General features: G+C 46.9%; 23 protein-coding genes. 6 read left to right on the plus strand and 17 right to left on the minus strand.

What is annotated here, in order from left to right; genetic code table 11:
- Positions 1 to 141 precede the first annotated feature (141 nt).
- The gene (locus tag AC3WTJ_RS21730) at positions 142 to 1,281 is read right to left on the minus strand and encodes a THUMP domain-containing class I SAM-dependent RNA methyltransferase (RefSeq protein ID WP_127454649.1); all 1,140 of its coding nucleotides are present in this window, start codon (positions 1,279 to 1,281) and stop codon (positions 142 to 144) included.
- A gap of 115 nt (positions 1,282 to 1,396) precedes the next feature.
- On the opposite strand from AC3WTJ_RS21730, the gene AC3WTJ_RS21735 reads away from it, so the two are divergent.
- Entirely contained in the window at positions 1,397 to 2,032 is a 636-nt protein-coding gene (locus AC3WTJ_RS21735; protein ID WP_492523599.1) for an O-methyltransferase, read from the plus strand.
- A gap of 79 nt (positions 2,033 to 2,111) precedes the next feature.
- Here the strand turns inward: AC3WTJ_RS21735 and AC3WTJ_RS21740 are convergent, their stop codons facing one another.
- Positions 2,112 to 2,330: a hypothetical protein gene (locus tag AC3WTJ_RS21740; RefSeq protein WP_492523600.1), complete on the minus strand. Its 219-nt coding sequence runs from the start codon at positions 2,328 to 2,330 to the stop codon at positions 2,112 to 2,114.
- Positions 2,331 to 2,412: 82 nt separating this feature from the next.
- A complete protein-coding gene (locus tag AC3WTJ_RS21745; RefSeq protein WP_492523601.1) occupies positions 2,413 to 3,186 on the minus strand; it encodes a metallophosphoesterase family protein in 774 nt (257 codons plus the stop codon).
- Between the two features lie 153 nt (positions 3,187 to 3,339).
- Here AC3WTJ_RS21745 and AC3WTJ_RS21750 point away from each other — a divergent pair, with 153 nt between their 5' ends.
- A complete protein-coding gene (locus tag AC3WTJ_RS21750) occupies positions 3,340 to 4,587 on the plus strand; it encodes a CapA family protein (RefSeq protein ID WP_492523602.1) in 1,248 nt (415 codons plus the stop codon).
- A gap of 17 nt (positions 4,588 to 4,604) precedes the next feature.
- On the plus strand, positions 4,605 to 5,228 hold the full coding sequence (locus tag AC3WTJ_RS21755; protein WP_492523603.1) for a fumarylacetoacetate hydrolase family protein: 624 nt from the start codon (positions 4,605 to 4,607) through the stop codon (positions 5,226 to 5,228).
- A 52-nt stretch (positions 5,229 to 5,280) separates the two neighbouring features.
- Here the strand turns inward: AC3WTJ_RS21755 and AC3WTJ_RS21760 are convergent, their stop codons facing one another.
- Positions 5,281 to 6,471: an HD domain-containing phosphohydrolase gene (locus AC3WTJ_RS21760; RefSeq protein WP_492523604.1), complete on the minus strand. Its 1,191-nt coding sequence runs from the start codon at positions 6,469 to 6,471 to the stop codon at positions 5,281 to 5,283.
- Positions 6,472 to 6,646: 175 nt separating this feature from the next.
- Here AC3WTJ_RS21760 and AC3WTJ_RS21765 point away from each other — a divergent pair, with 175 nt between their 5' ends.
- Complete coding sequence (locus AC3WTJ_RS21765; protein WP_492523605.1) at positions 6,647 to 7,465, plus strand: DUF92 domain-containing protein; 819 nt, start codon at positions 6,647 to 6,649, stop codon at positions 7,463 to 7,465.
- A gap of 60 nt (positions 7,466 to 7,525) precedes the next feature.
- Here AC3WTJ_RS21765 and AC3WTJ_RS21770 read toward each other — a convergent pair whose 3' ends face one another.
- The 5 genes from AC3WTJ_RS21770 to AC3WTJ_RS21790 all read right to left on the minus strand — a co-directional run bounded on the left by AC3WTJ_RS21770 (position 7,526) and on the right by AC3WTJ_RS21790 (position 11,509).
- On the minus strand, positions 7,526 to 7,834 hold the full coding sequence (locus tag AC3WTJ_RS21770; RefSeq protein WP_315954197.1) for a LapA family protein: 309 nt from the start codon (positions 7,832 to 7,834) through the stop codon (positions 7,526 to 7,528).
- Positions 7,835 to 7,898: 64 nt separating this feature from the next.
- Positions 7,899 to 9,689, minus strand: coding sequence for an oligoendopeptidase F (pepF, locus tag AC3WTJ_RS21775; RefSeq protein WP_492523606.1), 1,791 nt, complete (start codon positions 9,687 to 9,689; stop codon positions 7,899 to 7,901).
- A gap of 248 nt (positions 9,690 to 9,937) precedes the next feature.
- Entirely contained in the window at positions 9,938 to 10,120 is a 183-nt protein-coding gene (locus AC3WTJ_RS21780) for a hypothetical protein (RefSeq protein ID WP_127454635.1), read from the minus strand.
- An 88-nt stretch (positions 10,121 to 10,208) separates the two neighbouring features.
- Entirely contained in the window at positions 10,209 to 11,045 is an 837-nt protein-coding gene (locus AC3WTJ_RS21785; RefSeq protein WP_492523607.1) for a YjbE family putative metal transport protein, read from the minus strand.
- Between the two features lie 272 nt (positions 11,046 to 11,317).
- Positions 11,318 to 11,509 carry a hypothetical protein gene (locus AC3WTJ_RS21790; RefSeq protein WP_492523680.1) on the minus strand — a complete coding sequence of 64 codons (192 nt, stop codon included), beginning with the start codon at positions 11,507 to 11,509 and terminating at the stop codon, positions 11,318 to 11,320.
- 254 nt (positions 11,510 to 11,763) lie between these two features.
- Between AC3WTJ_RS21790 and AC3WTJ_RS21795 the strand changes: the two genes are divergently transcribed.
- Positions 11,764 to 12,480: a class I SAM-dependent methyltransferase gene (locus AC3WTJ_RS21795; RefSeq protein WP_492523608.1), complete on the plus strand. Its 717-nt coding sequence runs from the start codon at positions 11,764 to 11,766 to the stop codon at positions 12,478 to 12,480.
- Between the two features lie 127 nt (positions 12,481 to 12,607).
- Positions 12,608 to 12,805 carry a cold shock domain-containing protein gene (locus AC3WTJ_RS21800; protein ID WP_028556542.1) on the plus strand — a complete coding sequence of 66 codons (198 nt, stop codon included), beginning with the start codon at positions 12,608 to 12,610 and terminating at the stop codon, positions 12,803 to 12,805.
- Between the two features lie 133 nt (positions 12,806 to 12,938).
- Here AC3WTJ_RS21800 and AC3WTJ_RS21805 read toward each other — a convergent pair whose 3' ends face one another.
- The 8 genes from AC3WTJ_RS21805 to AC3WTJ_RS21840 form a co-directional block, all read right to left on the minus strand.
- On the minus strand, positions 12,939 to 14,264 hold the full coding sequence (locus tag AC3WTJ_RS21805) for a GntP family permease (RefSeq protein ID WP_492523609.1): 1,326 nt from the start codon (positions 14,262 to 14,264) through the stop codon (positions 12,939 to 12,941).
- 81 nt (positions 14,265 to 14,345) lie between these two features.
- The gene (locus AC3WTJ_RS21810; protein ID WP_492523610.1) at positions 14,346 to 15,059 is read right to left on the minus strand and encodes a GntR family transcriptional regulator; all 714 of its coding nucleotides are present in this window, start codon (positions 15,057 to 15,059) and stop codon (positions 14,346 to 14,348) included.
- A gap of 11 nt (positions 15,060 to 15,070) precedes the next feature.
- The gene (locus AC3WTJ_RS21815; RefSeq protein WP_492523611.1) at positions 15,071 to 16,087 is read right to left on the minus strand and encodes a sugar kinase; all 1,017 of its coding nucleotides are present in this window, start codon (positions 16,085 to 16,087) and stop codon (positions 15,071 to 15,073) included.
- On the minus strand, positions 16,080 to 16,835 hold the full coding sequence (gene dagF / locus AC3WTJ_RS21820) for a 2-dehydro-3-deoxy-phosphogluconate aldolase (protein ID WP_315954190.1): 756 nt from the start codon (positions 16,833 to 16,835) through the stop codon (positions 16,080 to 16,082). Before dagF ends, AC3WTJ_RS21815 begins: the two co-directional genes overlap by 8 nt.
- Before the next feature lies 1 nt (position 16,836).
- Positions 16,837 to 17,940 (minus strand): DgaE family pyridoxal phosphate-dependent ammonia lyase, encoded by a 1,104-nt coding sequence (locus AC3WTJ_RS21825; protein ID WP_492523612.1) that lies wholly within the window; start codon positions 17,938 to 17,940, stop codon positions 16,837 to 16,839.
- On the minus strand, positions 17,918 to 19,018 hold the full coding sequence (locus AC3WTJ_RS21830) for an amidohydrolase/deacetylase family metallohydrolase (RefSeq protein ID WP_492523613.1): 1,101 nt from the start codon (positions 19,016 to 19,018) through the stop codon (positions 17,918 to 17,920). The genes AC3WTJ_RS21825 and AC3WTJ_RS21830 overlap by 23 nt, the downstream gene beginning before the upstream one ends.
- A gap of 557 nt (positions 19,019 to 19,575) precedes the next feature.
- Positions 19,576 to 20,223, minus strand: a complete 648-nt coding sequence (locus AC3WTJ_RS21835; RefSeq protein ID WP_492523614.1) for a nitroreductase family protein — start codon at positions 20,221 to 20,223, stop codon at positions 19,576 to 19,578.
- An 80-nt stretch (positions 20,224 to 20,303) separates the two neighbouring features.
- Positions 20,304 to 21,407: an efflux RND transporter periplasmic adaptor subunit gene (locus tag AC3WTJ_RS21840; protein WP_492523615.1), complete on the minus strand. Its 1,104-nt coding sequence runs from the start codon at positions 21,405 to 21,407 to the stop codon at positions 20,304 to 20,306.
- Between the last annotated feature and the right edge of the window lies 1 nt (position 21,408).

Consider the following 21,408-nt stretch of genomic DNA (forward strand, 5'->3'; position numbering starts at 1 on the left):
GTCGGTTAGGGTAATCGCTGGTGAGACAGCTCGGGCTTAGATTTTAACAGGAGTTTATGGACCACCCATAAGAGCCATCTAAAAACAATGGCAGCTAAGACGTAAAGTCTCAGCTGCCTCTTTTTAGTGCAACCTACGTTCCTATCTCCGCGGAGGAAAAGGCCCAAGGTACTGATAAAGGTTGCACTCAATCCGTCCGTTAAACAACTTGCGCTTCTTATCAGCGCGGCGGTTCATATAATGCTCGAGCTGTGTGCTCGGGCTGAGAATAAACATGCTCCACGAAGGCATTGGAGCTGTAAGAGCCCCGAGCTCGCGCAGCGCGACCTCGACATCTTTGGCTTCACCAAGCCGCTCTCCATATGGCGGATTGGTGATCAAACAGCCATAGTCGCCGCGCGGGCGGGCTTTGGCCACCGGTTCCACGCGAAGCTGGAACTGTTTCGTCAGCCCGGCCGACTTCGCGGCGGCTTCTGCCACTGCGATGGCAGACGGGTCAATATCGCTGCCGATGATGTGCAGCGGCACATTATCGCGGACCGCGTCGAACGCTTCGTCGCGCGCTTTGTCCCAGAGCTTGCGCGGCACATTGCCCCACGCCTCGCTGGGGAAGCTGCGCCGCAGGCCTGGCGCGATATTCCAGCCGATCATCGCGGCCTCGATCGGGATGGTTCCCGACCCGCAGAACGGGTCGTAGAGCGGCCGATCGACGCTCCAGCGGCTGAGCAGGATCATGGCGGCGGCCATGGTCTCCTTCAGCGGCGCTTCGGTCACGAGCTTGCGATACCCGCGCTTGTGCAAGCTTGGGCCTGTCGTGTCGATCGTGAGTGTCGCGATATCGTTCAGAAGCGCTACTTCGATTACGTAACGCGCCCCGTTCTCGGGGAACCATTCGGTGCCGTATTGAAGTTTCAATTTCTCAACGACGGCTTTTTTTACGATGCCTTGGCAGGCAGGGACGCTGGAAAGTTGTGACTTATGGGAACGCCCTTGCACAGGGAACTCGGCATCGTTCGGAATCCAGTCGGGCCAAGCGAGCGCTTTGGTGCCTTCAAAAAGCTCATCAAAGGTCAGAGCTTTAAACTGGCCCATAAGCACGAGAATCCGGTCTGCTGTCCGTAACCATAGATTGGCTCGGCAGATGGCCAGCTCGTCTCCCATAAAGCGTACGCGGCCGTTCTCAACGGTAACCTCGGTATAACCGAGGTCGCGGACTTCGCGAGCAACGATAGCTTCAAGTCCCATTGGGCAAGTTGCAATTAGTTCAATAGATTGTGGCATGTTTAGATTCCTTCCATCCGGGTTGTGCTTCGTTCATAAAACTCATACAATTAACAAGTATAGGACAAATAAGATATACTTACAAACGAAACGGCAAACTCTTAGGAGGAATAACATGGAAACCCTAACAGCTGAAAGCTATATGGAAGGTTTATATGCGGATGATCCCGTGCTTGAGCGGGTGAAGGAAGTTATACGAACCAATAATATGCCAGAAATCTCAATCGCCCCGGGCTACGGCAGACTGCTTACGATGCTAGTGACGATGATTGGCGCAAAAAAAGTACTGGAAATAGGAGCATTAGGAGGCTATAGCGGGATTTGCCTTGCTAGAGGTCTGCAAGAAGGCGGTAAACTGATCTCGCTTGAGTTGAAACAGGAATTCGCTGATGTAGCCAAACAAAATGTGGCCGACGCAGGTCTGGGCCAATTCGTCGAGTATCGTATTGGCGAAGCGTTGACGCATCTTAACGAGCTGCTTACGCAAGGGGAGCGTTTTGATTTCTTTTTTATCGATGCGGACAAAGTGAACTATCCAAACTATTTGGAGCTTGCCATTCAATTAGCGAATCCAGGGGCCATCATTGCAGGCGATAACACGCTGATGAGGGGCAAAGTGGTTGACCCAGGCCAAACCAAAACCTCCGTGCAAGCGATGCGCAGCTTCAACAAGCTCATTGCTGAGGACCCGCGTTTGGAGAGCACAATTCTACCGGCCTATGACGGTCTAGCACTGGCTCGGGTGAAATAAGGTGTACATAGGAAGGGCTACCTGATTGTCTGAAAAGACATTCCGGGTAGCCCTTTTCCCTTTGAGTAGATGGTTTATCTTAAGAAGTTAACTGATGCACTTGAAAAAATTTAAATTCGTTCATTTGCCAAGGTGCTTTCTCTTCTACCTGTGTAACAGGCTGAGCGGGTTGCAGTGTGGATATAGGATGTACATTTTGCTGCTTCTTGAAAGGTGTAGCGCTCATCCCATTCCAGTAAATAAGCAAAATCTCCGCACATATAACGATAAAAGCAATTTTGGGCCAGTTCAGCTTCATGGAGGGCATCCTCGCTTTCAATGATGAACCTATATTAGCATGTAGTGGAATTAATTTCCATAATAAATTTTTGTTCAATCCCCTACTTGTGCACCAGCCCCGTTGAAATCTCAAGCGCATAGCGCTCAGTCTCTGGCATATGCACAGCATGAGCTCTGCTGATGGCATAGTCGATATCATACGGTACGCGTACATATTGTAGGGAAAATCCTGCTTGCTGCTGACTATTCATATTGCCCTCCAGAACACAGTAACAGGCTTGTGGAATGCCATCATAGGGAATGCCTACACTGCCCACGTTAAAGAGCATTAGACCGCTGTCGGAAAGCGTTGCAACGCTTTTTTCTGAAGGGTTTTTCATCGTAATCAAAAAAGGGATGTGAATATCCCCGTAGCCAACAATATCGGGCAGCTTTCCGTTAGGAGCCGCACCGGTCATTTCTGTATTTTGAAACAGTGCCAGACGTTCTTTTTTGGAAGATTTACGTTTAACACGATGGTAAACGCTTTGTGAGGAAGCATGAAATAAACGGAACAGTTTGCCGCTAAGGTGAAAATCAACGGAGAATGGCAGTTCTGCCAAATAAGCAAGCCTTTCAGGCCCTAACTGCTGCTGCTGCCAAATGCCTGCCGGTTGGTCTTGCGGCCTATTAATGCCTAAGTCCCAATTTCCCTGTATAACAACCTCGCAGTTTCTTTGTATCGTGTCAACAACGGCTGCCGAATCAGGTCCTTTGCCAACGAGATCGCCTAAGCAATAGATTCGCTTAATGCCTCGCAATTTGATATCAGCAAATACGGCTTCAAGAGCAGGCAAATTTCCATGGATATCTGAAATAATCGCTATTTTTTCCAAAACGATGAATTCCTTTCCGTGCTGGTCTCAAGTGTAAATCTCATTGCTTCTGTTATATCATACGGATTCCATTCTGAAAATGAGTGTCCTTGACTATTACCCAATGCTAGATACTTCTGCTATAATTTGTGGGGGGAAAGGGGAAGGTTTTGAATGGAATCCAGAGTAGAGCGTCACCGTAAAGTGAAGGTAGTGCGCGCGCCTCAGAAGAAAACTCCGCTGAAAATGATCGGAGGACTCACTTTGGCTGCCGCTGCTTGTTTCGCGATTGGAATTGGTGCATCCTATTGGACGTCGAATAGCAAAACTACCGAAGAACAAGAGGCATCTTTACCATTGGTGTCCGTAAACTCGCCTCAACCGACGAATGCAGCAAGTAGCCAGCCAAGTCCTACAGCTACAGCAAACGCAATCGTACCGTCGTCATCACCGGAAGTTTCGGACAAGCAAGCAGGCAGTAGCGGACAAGTGAATCTCACTTTTGTTGGCGATGTGATGCTAGCCTCTAAGGTAGAAGATATTCTGAAACAAAAAGGCTATGATTATCCTTATACGAATGTAAAAGACTATTTGACCAAACCGGATTTCACCATCGCGAATTTGGAAACACCGATAACAACTAAAGGTACGGAACAGAAAAAGGATTACGTTTACCGCTCATCGCCTTTGGCTTTACCTCCGCTTAAGGATGCTGGCATTGATCTTGTTAATTTAGCGAATAACCATGTCATGGATTATGGCCCTGATGGTTTGCAGGATACGATGAATGCGCTGGACCAAGAGGGTATTAAGCGCATGGGAGCGGGCAATGATTTGAATGAAGCGTATCAGCCTGTCATAATGGAAAAAAACGGCATGAAAATTGCCTTTTTCGGCTTTAGCCGTGTTGTTCCGGAGGCCTCTTGGAAAGCAGGTCCCGGACGCATCGGGGTAGCGGAAACTTACAATTACAAGCCGCCAGTCGAAGCCATTCAAAAAGCAAAAGAAAGTGCTGATCTTGTCGTTGTTGTTGCACATTGGGGCGTTGAACGAAGCGACAATCCAGATAAGTATCAGACGGATTTGGCACACCGTTATATTGATGCCGGCGCAGATTTGGTTGTTGGCGGCCATCCACATGTGTTACAAGGTTTTGAGCAGTACAAAGGCAAGTGGATCGCGTATAGTTTAGGCAATTTTATATTTACAACAAACGATGTTTCAAAGACATGGGAAACGGTTATCTTGGAAGCTTCCTGCTCGAAAGATAAAGCGTGCAATATTCATCTTGTCCCTATTTTAAGCAAATTCGCACTTCCTACACCTATGAATTCGGAAGATGGCTCCAAACTGTTCCAGCGATTAAGCCAAATTTCGATTGGTTCCAAAGTTGATGCCGAAGGTAATGTTAGCAAGAAATAATGTGAGGAGATAACGACATGACAGATATTCGCAATATTTATTGTGTAGGACGCAATTACCGGGCACACGCTGCCGAGCTGGGGAATGATGTTCCGGATCAGCCTATGATTTTTACGAAACCAACGCATGCCTTGGCGGATATGAGTGGCGGGGAGCTGAAGCTTCCAGGCGATCAAGGCGAAATTCACTATGAAGCTGAATTGGTGCTGCATATCGCGAAGCCTTATCGCGAAGGCATTCAGGTTGATGAAATTGTTGATAAGTATGCGCTTGGCATCGATTTTACGCTAAGAGACGTACAGTCTGTTATTAAGAAAAAAGGACAACCTTGGCTGCCGGCCAAAGGATTCCTGAAGTCAGCGCCACTGACGGAATTCCGCCCGTTTCCGGGGGCTTCCAAACTGACGGAAGAGAACTTCCAGCTTCGCCAGAATGGACAAGTCGTTCAAAACGGCAACATCAGCAATATGATTTTTGATTTGCAAACGATCGTCGATTTCATCGCTAAGCATTATGGGCTGGGCGTGGGCGATATCATTTACACGGGAACTCCTGAGGGCGTTGGACCTGTTAATAATGGCGATCTCTTGGAATTAACGCGGGGTGAAGAGGTCTTCGGGGCAGTAACCATTCGCGTATAAAACAAAAAGGGCAGTCTCTTACGGTCATCGTTGACCGAGAGATTTGCCCTTTTTATTGTCCATCTGCCGAGTTCTCTAACGCACTATCGGCATATTGTTCACGCGCGTGAAGGATCGCCGGTAATTGTTCAAAAAAGACATCAACGATTTGTGGGTCAAAATGCTCGCCCCGCTCTTCGGTGAAAAGCTGTAAGATGCGATCTAAGTCCCACGCTTTTTTGTAGACACGCTCACTGCCAAGCGCATCGAAAACGTCAGCAATCGCCGTAATACGCCCGTAGATGTGAATGTCTTGACCTTTGATTCCTCTGGGATATCCGCGACCATTCCATTTCTCGTGATGCTCATAGGCGACCACCGCCGCCGTTTTGAGAATGTGACGGTTGGAGTTTTTGAGCAGGTTATAGCCGATTACGGTGTGATTTTGCATTAATTTGAACTCATCATCGGTTAATTTGCCCGGTTTATTGAGCACACTGTCGGGAATCGCTACCTTGCCGATATCATGCATGGGTGAAGCAATTTTGAGAAGTTCCGATTCTTCCTTACTCATGCCTAATCCACGTGCAAGGATATAGGAATACTCGGCTACACGCTTAACGTGGTTCCCGGTTTCTTTGGACCGGCTCTCACCAATTTCGCCCATGCGGAAAATAATTTCCTTCTGGGTTGCTTCGATCTCATTGGTGAGCAGCGCCGATTCTAGAGATTTGCCCGCATAAGAGGAGGCGAGTGTTAAATACTCCATATCTTTATCCGAAAATTGCCGGCATTCCGTTAGTTTATTAATGGCCTGGTAAGCGCCCATGATTTCGCCCTGGCTGTCGCGGAACGGAATAACCATCAAGGCTTTCGTGCGGTAGCCTGTTTGCTGATCCGTATGCAGTGCGCCATTAAGCAAGTAAGTTTTATATTCTTCATTCGTGTAGGCGTCATCAATAAATACAGCTTTATCATGCGTGACCGCATAACCGACAAGTCCTGCCGTGCTTGGGATACGAATCTCATCGAGCCCATGAGCCACTTTGGACCAGAGCTCGTTCTTGCTCTTATCCAGCAGCCAAACCGTGCAGCGATCCGAGACAATCATTTCCCGGCCCATATCCGCCATCAACATAAGGACATTCTCGAGTACTCGTTCATTGGCAATTTTGGCTGCATAATCAAAAATAACGCGCAGCATTTCTTGCGGATCCAAGTCATTTTTTATCTGGGATCTAGATGTGATCTGGTCGTTATCCATGGCAGCCTCCTAGCTTTCGGAAATTATCTTACCATATTATTCTCGTAAAAAGGTTAACTTCCTGCTAGAATCTTACGAGAAATGATTGATTTTGTCGAAAAATAGCAGAGTTAACTCGGGATGATTCCCAATACTGTGCTATGCTACAATAATAGTTGGAAATTGAGGTGTTCAAATGGAATGGATTTGGGGTTTAGCCGGCAGTTTGCTTATTGCAGGCGCTGCCTACTGGAGAGGATCCCTCTCTGTATCAGGTTTGATTTCTGCGGTTATTCTTGGGACCTTGATGTTTGTATTTGGCAGTTTAGCTTGGTTTGGGATGCTGATCGCCTTTTTTATTTCTTCGAGCGTGTTGTCGAAGCTTAAGCATCAGCGCAAAGCCGCTGCGGAAAGCGGTTATGCCAAAGGCGGAAGGCGCGATGCCGGACAAGTTGCGGCTAACGGCGGTTTGGGTTTATTGCTATGTATAGGCAATGCGATTTGGCCTGATCCTGTTTGGTGGATGTTGTTCGTTGGCGTGATGGCAACCGTCACAGCGGATACGTGGGCAACGGAAATTGGCGGCATGAGCTCATCTGAACCGAGATCGATTCTTAATGGCAAGCGTGTTCCTGCGGGAACATCAGGTGGCATTAGCACGATTGGCGTGCTTGCTTCTGTGGTGGGAGGAGCTTTCATTGGATGGCTCAGCGGTTGGTTCAGCACGATCGGTGATATGGGCTATGAAACAGTCGCAATTCCTTTTTCAATACTATTCGGTGCCCTCTCGGGTTTGCTTGGTTCTTTAGCTGATTCATGGTTGGGGGCTACCTGGCAGGTGATGTATCAGTGCACGGTTTGCGGGAAAACAATCGAGAAAGAAGTCCACTGTGGTCAGAATGCGAAGCAAATACGTGGATTCCGCTTCATGACCAATGACCGGGTAAATGCACTCTCCTCGCTGGTTGGAGGCGTAGTGTGCTACGTATTACTACTTATATCGACGCAAATATAAAAAAAGTGCAGCAAATTTATGAATTTTCGAATTCAATAGATTTGCTGCACTTTTTTTACTCTAATGCACGGTAGGCGAAGCCTCACCAGCTGTTTCCTTCACAGGCTGTGCGGCTGGGGGCAAGACAGCGTCTTGCAGCTGCTTTTCCAAGTGCTTGACTTTACGATTCAGCTTGTACTGACGAACCATTCCGAAGAGGCCGACAATTAGACCGCCCAATAAAGTAGAGGTTAAAATAACGAGAATGAGTGGTGTGGATGTTTGGGCGAATATGAAATTTACTTGCACCGGTTCGACATTCACAACCGCAAATACGGCTGTAATGAGGGCGAATATTAATGCGCAGATCAGAATCCATTGCATCTTCATCCAACATTCATCCTTTCCATGGAGAAAAGGTTGAAGGCTCGGGCCTCCAACCTCACTCGTTCACTTACTTCGTAAGCTCTTCCATCTGATCGAGCAAAGAGCTGAAGACGCTCATGGCTTGCTTGATCGGCTCCGGTGTCGACATGTCAACGCCGGCTTTTTTCAGGATATTCAAGGAGTAGTCGCTGCCACCGCTTTTCAGGAAGCCCAAGTAACGGTCAACGGCCGGCTGGCCTTCATCCAAGATTTGCTTCGCGAAGCTAGTTGCTGCCGAGAAGCCTGTTGCATATTTGTAGACATAAAAACTGTTATAGAAGTGAGGAATACGCGCCCATTCCATCTCAATATCCTGATCCACAACCATGTCATTGCCATGGTACAGCTTATTCAAGCCGTAGTAGATTTCGCTGAACTCTTGAGGCGTAAGCGACTCGCCTTGTTCCGATTTCTCATGGGTAATCATTTCGAACTCGGCAAACATCGTTTGACGGAATACCGTAGTACGGAATTGATCCGCATAATAAGTCAGCAGATAAAGCTTCTCTTTTGGATCCGTCACGCGTTTCAATAAATAGTCCATGAGGAGCGCCTCGTTCAAGGTAGAAGCGACCTCTGCAAGGAAAATCGTATACTGCGCATAGCGGTATTCTTGATTTTCATCGGACAAATAGGAATGGATGGCATGACCCATTTCGTGCGTCAGCGTGAACATGCTGTTTAAATTGTCTTTATGGTTGAGCAGCACATAAGGATGTGTGCCGTAGGCACCCCAGCTGTAAGCACCATTACGCTTATTTTTGTTCTCATAAACGTCGATCCAGTGGTTGTCGAAACCGTCTTGAAGAATTTTCAAGTAATTTTTGCCAAGCGGAGCCAGGCTTTTCTTGATTTCTTCTTTGGCTTGCTGGTAGGTGATATCCATTTTGAACTCTTCAACCAGCGGGGCAAAGAGGTCATACATATGTAATTCATCGACTTTCAGCAGCTTTTTACGAAGCTTCAAATAACGCTGCAGCTCAGGCAGAGAGTCGTGAATGGTTGAAATTAAGTTCGTGTAGACTTCCTTCTTGATGTTATCGCCGAAAAGGGTCGATTCCAGAACGGAAGGATAGTGACGCGCTTTGGCATAAAAAATATTTTTATTAATATTCGCGCTGAGCGTAGCGCCGATCGTGTTCTTGTTGTTGCGGTAAGTTTCGTAAACGGCATGGAAGGCATTTTTTCGAACTTCCGGATCGCGGCTCTCCAGGAATTGAATGTAGCTTCCGTGCGTGAGCTCAACTTCCTCGCCTTTTTCGTTTTTCACTTTAGGGAACTTCAAATCGGCGTTGTTCAGCATGCCGAAGATCGTGCTCGGCGCTCCAGCCATATTGCCTGCTTGAGCCAAAAGAGCTTCTTGGTCTTTGGAAAGCGTGTGCGGCTTTTGGCGAATCATTTCTTCGAGCGTGTCTTTATAAAAAGATAAAGAAGGATCATTGACTAGCTGTTGCAGTTTTTCATCGGATAAACTTAAAATTTCCGGCGAAATGAAGGAGAGTGCTTCGCCCACTTCGACGCTGATTTTTTTCGATTTATCGGATAAGGCCTGGTAAGTAGGCTCTGCTGTATCTTCATGATGTTTCATGTTGGCATACACATAAAGTCTTTCTGTCTTCAGAGAAACCTCATCTTCCAACTGGAAACATTGCTTGACGGCAGCGGCGTCGTTAAGTTTTCCTTGGAAGGCGCTGATTTTGCTGATCGAGCTTTTAACATCTTGAAATTCTTTTTCCCAAGCCTTCGCATCGGCAAATAAATCTTCCAGATTCCAACGGTGCTCGGCAGGTACTTGTTTGCGTTCCAATAGTTGAGCCATGGGAGCCCTCCTGTCCTTGTTTTGAGTTTGGGGTAAACGGTTTTCCTTCGCATGCAAATCAGCTGCTGGGACAGAGCTAAGTAGAAGTCCCATTGCTGCAGTTACATAGATCCAGCGCATTACGGTCACGCTCCCGGCTTATACCCATGTGGGGGAATTTTGATCTAAACCCACTTCATGGTTTTCACCTAGTATGACCGTTAACCCACTCAATTATGATTATAAGAAAAAGCTGGAAGGAAGTAAATTTACTTTCCGGCGCCAAAGAAGCTGATCAAGATGAGTACAAACGAAAACGAGACCATGACGATTGCCAATAATGCGAGATATCGTTTCATTTGGGCGGGAAGGCTGTCTTTTTTCATAATCAAAATGATGGCTAGGCAGAAGGATACGAGAATAAATGTGAGTATGGAACCGGATTCGGTCATTGGTGAATCATCCTTATCCCTATAGAATATGACACTTGCTAATTACTGCATGATAGTAACTTTCGCTGCTTGCAGGCAAACTCCTTTTTCATCCGGCATGCTGCATCGTTTCATCTGGATTTTCATCCTCTTCTGTCTTTACCAGAATTAACTTGCCTCGGGAATCCATCTTGACTGTAAAACGATCTTCCGGAGCAATTTGAGCTTCATCGCTTAATTCTTTAGGCAGTTTTAACTGTCCGCGGTCTCCGACTTCTACGAGGTAGCCGACCATTTTGGACCATTTGCCTGCGGCAAGCACGATGATGACGAGCAGTCCGATAAGCAGCCATTTGCCCAGCGGATTTGAAGCGAAATAAGGGGAGAGGAACTTCTCGCCGGTAATCATTTTACCTGCCGTCAATGCGAGCACGCCTGCGCCGATATACATGATCCATGGATAAGTTTCAATCCATTTGATGAACAAGGTGCTGCCCCAAACTACGATAGGGACGCTGACGAGCAAACCGATGATGACGAGCAGGAAATTTCCATGAGCGGCGCCAGCGACTGCAATGACGTTATCCAGACCCATTACGGCGTCGGCAATAATAATCGTGCGAATGGCAGCCCACATGCTGCTTTTCGCTTCAACTTGTTCGTGATTTTTCTTCTCGCTGAGCAGCTTATACGAGATCCAGAGGAGCAATATGCCTCCCGCTAAGAGAAGACCAGGAATTTTCAAAAGCGTGACCACGATCAGGGTCGCAAGTGCCCGAATAACGATGGCGCCTACGGTTCCCCAAAGGATGACTTTCTTTTGTGTTTCCTTTTTCAAATTACGTGCCGCCATACCGATAACGATCGCGTTATCTCCTGCAAGTACCAAATCAATGAGGATAATGCTGAGTAATGAAACGAAAAAGCCTGCTGATAACCATTCCACAACGACCACTCCTTTAGCAATTTTTTGAAAAAAATAGAGCCCAGCACCGACGACCGGTGAAGGCTCTAATTCATCAAAAAAGACCTTCACCAAAAATTTGGCAAAGGTCTTGCTAACAACGATAGTCGTTGCCAATAAAGCCGGGATCTGATGAGGATCCGAATTGACGACTTTACTGTATCAGCTACTCCCCTTTGGAGTATTACGTATGAACTTATACCTTGATTATAAAAAGATAGAGAATGAAAGTCAAGGCATTTGGTCTAATCCGTTTATACTTCTTTGAATGCGTCCATAATCGCTTGCCATTCTTCTTCCGTACCATCGAACTGATCCTTAGCAAATCGCTCATTAGCCCAGTGCAGCATCGCTGGCCGCCCGATGAACGTGTGACACTCTTCACCCCACTGGTCGGAGATCTCCGTCAGCACAATTTTGGTTCCTTGGACTTCCACATTCAGCATGTTCCATTTATCTTTTTTGTAGATGGTATGTTTCTTGAAAGGTTGTTTTGACACGGTTGTTCCTCGTTTCTGTAGTAAGCTTAAAGATATATGCAATCGTATCATAAATAGGCTTGATTTCCAAACAGGACATCAAAGAAAATCCTATTGCCATAGACCGTTGCCCATGGTAATATTCTCCTAATCCTTTCCAGAGGGAAATGGGTTATGAGACGGGTTGTTGCCCTGAGAAGATGAGCTGAGGAGAGATGAGCATGGAGCAAAAGCGGATTTATGAGCAAGTCGGGGTCGCGATGACCTCAAGATCGTATGCAGAGTATGAGAAAATGTTTATGCTGCAGTTGGAACAATTGCAAGGCAAAAGGGTTCTGGATGTGGCCGGCGGTGCGTCTTCCTTCACGGTAGAAGCAAGGCAGCTTGGTATCCTCGCAGAGGCGGTTGACCCGCTGTATGAGAAATCATCGGGGGAGATAGATCAACACGGCAGGCAAGAAATCGGGCTTGTTGCGGCCAAGATGGAGAAGCTCCAGGACGTCTATGACTGGTCGTTTTATGGTTCGCTTCAAAATCATACGGCAGGGCGTATAAAGGGCCTAGAAAGGTTCGTAGAGGACTTCTCAAGCCGTGAAGGCATGGTAAGGTATCATGTGGCTTGTCTTCCGGTGCTGTCTTTTGAACAAGATTCCTTTGATCTTGTGCTGTGCAGTCACTTTCTGTTTCTGTATGAGGAGCAGTTCGACTATGCCTTCCATCTGAAGGCGGTGAGGGAGCTGCTTCGCGTCGCGAAGCCTGGTGGTGAAGTGAAGATATATCCGCTGCTGAGTTTTCGAACAGAGGAATATGGCAGACTGCCTGATTTAATAAATGAATTGACAAACGAGGGGCATTTGGTAGAAAAAAGAGAGGCAAGCCTACCTTTTTTACCAAATTCTCATCAATATTTAAGCATAATTAAGAGGGGCTTCGCATAGAGGAAAACGTTGGTACATCAACAAATTTTAGCATGTCCAGAGCTTTTTATGCGTTGATTTATCCCAGATGAGATGGTATAATTTCCTTATTCGTCATAGATGGCGATATTTTTAGGAGGTTGTTCACTTGAAAGGTACAGTTAAATGGTTCAACGCAGAAAAAGGCTACGGTTTCATTTCTGTTGATGGAGGCGACGATGTATTCGTTCACTTCTCCGCAATTCAGGGCGAAGGATTCAAAACATTAGAAGAAGGCCAATCCGTTGAGTTCGACATTACTCAAGGCAACCGTGGTCCTCAAGCAGCTAACGTCACAAAATTATAAGAAATAGGGAGTCCCCACTTATAAATAGAGTGTCATAGCACAAACAACAGAGACAGTCCCCTGTGGGGCTGTCTTTTTTGCTGTTTTTAAGGCCTGTACACATCCTGGGAGGGAGGTGCACAGGCTTTTATATTTAAACGAAGATATCGATAATCAGCACGGTTCCGAATGCAATGAAGGAAAGGAGTGTTTCTAGGACAGTCCACGTTTTGAACGTTTCTTTGACGGTTAATCCGAGGTATTCCTTAACCATCCAGAAGCCTGCATCATTGACGTGGGAAAGCATCAGTGAGCCTGCGCCTGTGGCAATAACAAGAAGCTCCAAATTAACACCGGACATATGTTCAACAATGGGAGAAACGATACCCGCGGCTGTCGTTAAAGCGACCGTCGCAGAACCGGTTGCGACACGAATTAATCCGGCTACCATGAAAGCAAGTACGATAGGAGAAAGAGAAATATTTTCAGCCATTTGCGCAATAGAGGTCCCTACGCCGCTGGCGATAAGGATTTGTTTGAATCCGCCGCCGGCACCGATAATCAAAATAATCGAAGCAACAGGGAGCAGGCAATCGTGCGACAGTTTGCTGATATAACTTTTACTCATACCTTGGCGAATGCCCAGGAAGTAGAAGGCAGCGAAACAAGAAATGAGCAGCGCGATCACGGAATTCCCGATAAAAGTAAGGAATTTCATGAATCCGCTTGGAATCGGCAGGTAAGGTGCAATGACAGACAAAACCATCAATAAAACAGGCAGCAAAATAATGAAAAAGGAAATGCCGGCGCCTGGCAATTTATCAGGCTCAGTGCTTGCATCCAGAAGCTCAGGTTCATTCTGAGGAACAACCCGTTTGTTTACCCACTTGGCAAACAGGGGGCCTGCAATGATCGCAGCTGGAATCGCAATGATCAGCGAGTAAATGAGCACTTTGCCGATGTCTGCTTTATAAATACCGATGGCTGTCATAGCGCCAGGATGCGGTGGCACTAGACCGTGAACAATGGACAATCCGGCAATGACCGGTAATCCGATGAGCAATATATTTTGTTTCGTTGATTTGTGAATGGAGATCACAAGCGGCAGGAGCATAACGATTCCGACGTCAAAAAATACAGGGATCCCGATAATAAAACCGGATAGCAGCATGGCCCAAGGCAAACGTTTTTCACCAAACACGCGAATAAAGAAATTGGCGACTTGGGTGCCTGCCCCGGAATCGGACATCATTTTACCCAAAATTGTACCTAATGCCAAAATGCCGACTAAATGCCCTAGCACAGCGCCGACGCCGGTTTCGTATGCGCCAACGATTTTATCCATAGAAAGACCCGCCATAAGCGCCAGGAACAAGCTCGCAACGGTTAAAGAAATAAAGGCATGCCATTTCCACCAGGCTACGCCGAGAATAACAATGACAATAGCAAGCAGGGTAACGATCAGTAGATACATATTCATGTGGAATCCCTCTTCTCAAGATGTTAGTAAGCGTTATCAAGGTGTCGACGAGAAAAGGAAACAAGGCTGAAGCCAGTATTCCTAAGTATCGTAATTAACTACATAATTGTGCATTTCGGTGCTGTAATGCCCTGCGCTGAATTCGATCAGAGTGCCTTGTTCATCATAGGAATATCGCAATCTGTTCAGTAAGGGCGTGCCTGGTTTCACCTGCAGCATATTCTCCACATGGGAAGAAGCGGTGACAGCAGCAAATTCATCCCGATATTTCTCTAAGGCAATGCCGTGATCCTCAAGGAGCTCGTACAAGGATTGTTCGTTCAAGTCCGTGAGTTCGATCGTGGACATTTGCAGGGAGAGATAGTGGGAATAGTGAATATAGGGCCTGTCATCTAAGTGATATAGGCGTTCGATATAGAAACACCGCTCTCCAAACAGCTGAAAAGGCAAAGTCCCAGGTGTATTCGAAACAATTTCAGCGCGCAGCAATTGCTTGTGGATTTGGTGGCCTTCTTCAACCAGCACTTCTGTGAACCGTTTCCATTTGGACAGCTTGGACAGGGAAGCATTGCGAATGACTTTGGTTCCTTTGCCGCTGCCTTTTTCCAAATAACCCTCTTGTGCCAGCTCTTTGATGGCATTTCGAACGGTGATCTTGCTAACATTGAATTCCAGCTCCAACTGGGGTTCAGATGGAATATTGGTACCCAAAGGATACACACCATGCAAGATGCGATCCTTTAGGATATTCATAATTTGTAAATATAAAGGGCGTTTATTACGGGATAAGTTCACCTAAACGTTCACTACCTTTCTACATCGCCCACAACTTCCGTCATCGCACGCAGAATATCGCTTTCCGATGACATAGGCGTATCGCCAACAATGGTATGCGCGAGCATGCCGGCGGCAGCTGCAAACCCGACTGTCTTGTCAGGTGAAAATCCTTGGATTTCCCCATGTACGATACCGCTTGTGTAGGCATCTCCAGCACCAATTCTATCATAGATAGAAAATGTGAGTAGATTAGAAAAAGTGAACGACTGATTTTTATAAATAAATCCACGTAGAGAATGGGTGTTGTCACTGTTGATATGACGATGCGTTCCTGCAATGACAGCGATCTGATATTTGTCTGCAACCGCTGGAATCAGTTCCATCAGCTGATCTTGACGTTCGGTTTGATCGGTATGCATGCCTAGGATATAAATGGCATCTTTCTCATTCATCATGACAATGTCAGCAAGTTGCAGCATGTCCTCGTAATGGGGTTTTGCTTTCGCGTAACCGCCTTCTCCCCAATGGGCCGGACGATAATTGCAATCGAAAACAACCGTGCCGCCGTTAGCTTTGACTTGTTTGGCCAAGGCCTTCATATGCTGGCGCACGTTATCATTCATGGCGAGAGTAATCCCGCAGAAATGGATCATATCGATATTTTTAGCAATTTCAGCAAAATTATAAGTGCTTTCCGGGGCCGTGTTGAAACTGCTTTCCTGCCGGTTGGAATACGTGACGCGGCTGGGCCGCGCACCGAAACCATTTTCTAAAAAATACATGCCGACATAGTTGCCGCCGCGAGTAATCATCGAGGAGTTGATGCCTAGTTTACGTAAGTAAGCTTCTGCAGCATCTCCTACTGGGTTGGACGGCAATCTGGAGATCAGGAACCCGGAATGCCCGAAGCGAGCAAGCGCGGAGCTGATATTCACCCCTGTACCGGAGAACGTGTAGTTAAGCGAGTTGGCTTGGGACAAGAGTTCATAACCTGGCACCTGCAGGCGCATCATAACCTCTCCAAAAGCAGCAATTCGCTTAGCCATGTTGATCAACCAGCTTCTTCATGATACTGAGCAGTTCGCGTACATCGGATGTATTCGTTTTTCCTGTAGCTTTATCAATAATTGATGAGTACACGTGAGGGATAACTTGTGGAACTTTCGCTTCAAGCGCGATGCGCAGGATGGTTTCAAAGTTTTCCATGTCGATGCCGCCAGTTGGCTCAAGAGCAAAACCTTCTTCGCCGCAAGCTTGTGCAACGGCACGAAGCTCGTCTTCACGGCTCAAGCCGTTCATCGGGAAGTACTTGAGTGCATTCCCTCCCATGTCGCGAACAAGCGCGATAGCGGTTTTAACAGGTACGATGGCGTGCTCTGGTTGAGCCGCGCTTACTGGACCTGTTGAGATATTGACATAGCCGACGCGGCCAGTAGGAGAGACCAAGCTGTTGATCCAGCTGTCTTGCTCGCCAAGATTGGCGCGTGTTGCCCCAACGGCAGGGAACACCTGGTTGATGTGAGTGCCCGGGTAATGCTTGGCAATCGCAGCAACGACAGCGGCTTGGCGATTGTCGCCTGCGCCTAGTCCGATGGATACGGCTTCGTCAATCGCTTTGCCGTATTCTTTCATTGCGGCAACGGCTGTCTCAACGGTTGGGTAGTCTTTCGAAAGAACGCCGACAAGCACGTAACCTTCAGCTGCTTCGAAAACTTCTTTTGCGTTTTCAACGGAGTTAGCGAGCACGTTTAGCGCTGCGCGGCCTTTATACAATCTTTTTGCCATGTTGGACATATTATTGACCTCCTGCTAATTTGCGTATTTGAGCAGCGATAACCTCAATGTCATCGCCTTGAAGCGGACGTGGATCGATATCAAAATAGCCTTGTCTCACGCCATAATCGCGTGTATAGATGGCGATGTCACCTTCGCGAAGCCCATTTACGACTTCTTTCGCTGTCGTCCCGGCTTGCTCCGGATCAATTTGAATGCGTCCGCGGAAAATGGCACGGCCTGCTTCGTCTTGAACAATCGTCACTTTAATGCCTTTTAATTCGCTAAGCGGCATTAGCACTTGCAAAGCTGCTTTTTCTTGCTCGCTTTTGTCTGCTTTAACGCCATACTCATCAAGTGCTTGAAGCAAGCCGAAGGAAGTTTCCTTGCCGACTTTCATGCTCCGGCCAATGCCGTGCAGTTGAACTTTAAGCCACTCAATATAGGTGCGTTTGCCTCCGACAATACCTGATGTAGGACCTTCGATGGCTTTGGAACCGCTGTAAATCGCCAGATCGGAGTATTTTACATACTTTTGAATATCTTCTTCCGCAGCCGCATCTACAATGAGCGGTACGTTATTTCGCTGCGCAATATCCCAGGCTTCTTCAACTGAAATCATGTTTTTTTGGACGGCATGATGAGATTTCACATAAAGAATAGCGGCCGTACTTTCGTTAATCGCGTCTTCAATATGCTCGGCTTTCCCTTCATTGGCATAGCCAACTTCTACGAGTCTGCCGCCACCAAGGTAAACCATGGTTTCAACAGGAGCGCCGTATTGCACGTTGTGACCTTTGAGAATGATGATATCACGTTTGGCAATAGGGTCCTGATGCAGCCGCTCGCTTGCTCGACGATTCCCTTGGGTTACTACGGCTGCCACGGAAAGCGCGATGCCGCTGGAGGCCGAGTTAACGACAACGGCAGCTTCGGAACCAAGAATTTTGGCGATGTAGTCGCCGGCTTTATCTACAAGATCTGCAATTTCAACGTAATTTTGACCACCATGTTTCATGGCTTCCATAACGGTGTCGGTCGGAGCGGATACCCCGAGAATACTCATACGTCCACTGGCATTGATGACACGTTTAAGACCGTATTTAGCATTTAATGAGAGCGCCATTTGCAACTACTCCTTTAGATTGAATTGTTTGTTCCGCCGTGCGTGTGTCTCCTTCAGAGTCCGTGATTTGAGTCTTTTCATTCTGAACGGTAAACAGAGTGAGATTTGCTGTATCTCCAACTTGAATGCGGCCAAGCTCCGGTTTGTTCAGCCAATTTGCAGCATGCGTAGTCACAGCAGCAATGATTTCCTCAAGCGTATAGCCCAGATACAGAAATTTCGTCAGCACATTGGACATACTAAAAACAGGCCCTTTCAAACGATTCCCACGATAAATATCCGTTGAGATCGTGTCCAAACCGATGTGATGCTTTTTCGCGGCTTCAGCAACTTTGAATGAAAAACTGGCTGTACCGTGGCCGACGTCCAGATGAACGCCTCTTTCAATCGCTTTCGTAAGGACTTGCAGAGGTTTGCCGTTGTCATCAAAAAGATTATTAGCCTTCCCATTCAAATAATGAGTAATGATATCATTCTTTTCCAAAAGCGAAACAACTTCTTCAATGCTCGGAGGTCCAGAACCGATATGAACCATTAAAGAAAGACCCGTTGCTGCTGAAAGCGCACGTGCAGCACGCAAAGGCTCAATGCCGGAATCGCGAACAACACTTTTGCTAATTCTTGCCTTCAAACCGACGATGAAGTCCCCATAGTTCCTGACTGCTTCAACAACCTTCTCTTGGTTAATCCATGACATATCGGATAATTCGTCGATCCTTTGTAACCCGATGTGCGAAATGTTCAAAAAAGCAAACAAGTTCGTCAGCGCGTTTTGTCTGCTTGCTGCTAGTTCGGCGATACGATCTGCACCGCAGCTTCCGGCATCAACAATTGTTGTGACACCTTGCTTGACGCCGATTTCATCGATTTCATCGCCATAGGGATCAAAGGCAGGGAAGGCATGAACGTGCATATCAATCCAGCCGCTTGAAACATAGGCACCTGAATAGTCAACGATCTGTTTTCCTTGTCCTTGTCCGGGACTCGTCAACTCCGTAATTTTTCCGCCTTCAATTACAATATCCAGAAATTCTCCGTTTACTTGCTTAACATTGTGTAGGACGAACCGCTCCTGCATGCCTGTCACCTTTTTCCATAACTCGAATTATGAACGCTTTCACTAAGTCTTCCTTCTAAGCTCTCCTAATATGTAGGAGAAGGTTGTAAATTGTATAATTGAATATAACGTTATAATGTTAGAATAGCACATAGAATTCTTTAAGTAAATATAACGTTATAATGTTTGTGGTGGTAATTTTGGCATGTTAGCGCGGGAGAAGAAGGGAGTGCGAGGAGTAAGTTGTTGTTTACGCTGACAAATCTGGGTTACATATAGTAAGAGAACGACAGGGCGCTATTTAAGCTAAAATGGAGATATTCCTGGATAGACGGAACTGTAGGGCCTTATTTGCTCACAAATGGATGTATTTACTCCAAAATTGTTCGAATAGCGGACCGTAGTTCCCTCCAATGCGTCAAATGGTTGGTTTGCAGCAAAATAGCGGTCCGTAGTTCCGGTTCAACCGTTCACCATGTGCCACTACCAACTAACCAATCATATGCTCGCATAGCTGCGGATTTAAAGTCGCGCATATAAAAAAAAGAAGCTGTCCGCGAATGCGGCAGCTCCTCATCTTAGTCGATGATTTGAAGAATATCATCAATTTCTTTGCGGGCCAATTTGCCCGGGCGATCCATCGGATGGCCAAGGGAAATGACCATATTGATCTGACATTCTTCCGGAATGTTCAGATATTCGCGAATTTGATCTTGGGCCAGCAAAACGGGGCCTGTCATCGGACATGTCGCGAGACCTCTGGCGTGCGCGGCAAGCATCAGATTCTGCGAGGCTAAGCAGGAGCTCTTGATGCCTTCTTCTGCCCATACCGCATCTTCAACAAGCTCAATCGGATCAAAAATCCGCTCACGGAACTTCGACTCGTACGGTGTTGCTAAGCAAATGATCAGCACGGGAGCGTTGGAAAACGCAGTAGCATAAGGTCCGAACGACTTTACAAGAAGGCGTGCTTCTCGCGAAAGACCTTTCTGCTCGGCTTCAGACGCCCTGAGATGAAGCTGATCCCAGGTTAGTTGTTCGATATGTTTAATCTTTTCCGTATTTCGTATCGCAATAAACTTCCATGTCTGGGAGTTCGTATCGCTTGGCGCATAGCGGGCACAGTCGATAATTTCACGAATATCTTCGGTCGCGACTTCCTGCTCTGTAAAATTACGAACGCTGCGGCGCTCTAACACAATAGATTTAAAATCCTCATAATTCATATAAAACAATTACCTGCCTTTGCTGCATCATTTTCGTCATCATGATTACTTGGTACTAAGAGTATAGTATAAAACAGTTGTCACTGCAGCACAACCGTATCTCCCTCTTGGAGCCCCTTGAGGACCTCCGTTTTCTCAGGTGTTTCCAAGCCGATCTCAATTTCACGGCGTTCTGTGCCTTGCGGTGTCTGCAACATGACGTAGTAAATATCTTTCTCATGATTCACAGCAAGCGTGGGAACGACCGTTGTTCCACTTTTTTTCTCTGTCTCAATTGTGCCGGAAAGACTGAGTCCTGCGATAAGCTGTTCATCCGGTTCTAGCGAAATCGTGACCTCGAATTGTGCGGAAGCCGAACCTTGATCAGTGCCGGTTTTGGCAAATTTGGAAACCTTCTCAACCTTTCCTTGCAGCTTTTTCTGTTTCAGGGCTTCAACTTTGACTTGGACGGACATCCCCGGCTTAATCCGGAAAACGTCAAACTCGCCTACCGTACAAACGAGCTGCAGTTTTGTCAAATCCACGATTTTACCGATTCGTACGCTTTCCTCGACAGACTTGGGGATTTTGGCGGAATCCTCGAATAAGAAGATGCCGTCTTCAGGTGAAACAAAAGCGGCCTGCTCCACTTTCTCTTGCTTTTTTGCCAGCTGCAATTGAATGGACTCATCGTTGACCTGATTCAACTGCTCCTGGATTCTGCGTCCTTCGGAAGCAGCAAATCGAGACCTGGAATCATCCTCGCTAACAGCGCCAACAGGAGTGCTGGTTGTTTCTCCTTCCGGTCCTGCTGCTTTGAAGTTCGCAAGATCAGCCTCGAGCTTCTGCTTTTTCAAATTGGATTGCAGAGCTGCGATTTCACTTTTCAGCGGTGTGGCGTCAAGTTCGAACAATAGCTGCCCCTTTTTAACTTGAGCCCCGTCAGCAATTTGCCATGCTTTAATTTCACCGCCAAACGGCGCATAGACTCGTGTTTCCTTCTCGTAGGACGACTTTCCTTTGACTTCGACACTGTTGACCAGGTCCTCTTTGGTTACTTTAAATTGCAATGCGCTGGGAGAGGCGGTGTTGTCCGTATTTGCTCTCTTCATGGCTTGGGGATGGCTGGATATGTATAAAAAGCCGCTAATTCCGCAGATCAAGAGCGCTGTGATTAGCAGCATCCATGTTTTCTTTTTCCTCATG

This window comes from Paenibacillus sp. FW101-FHT12H11 (assembly GCF_058790355.1).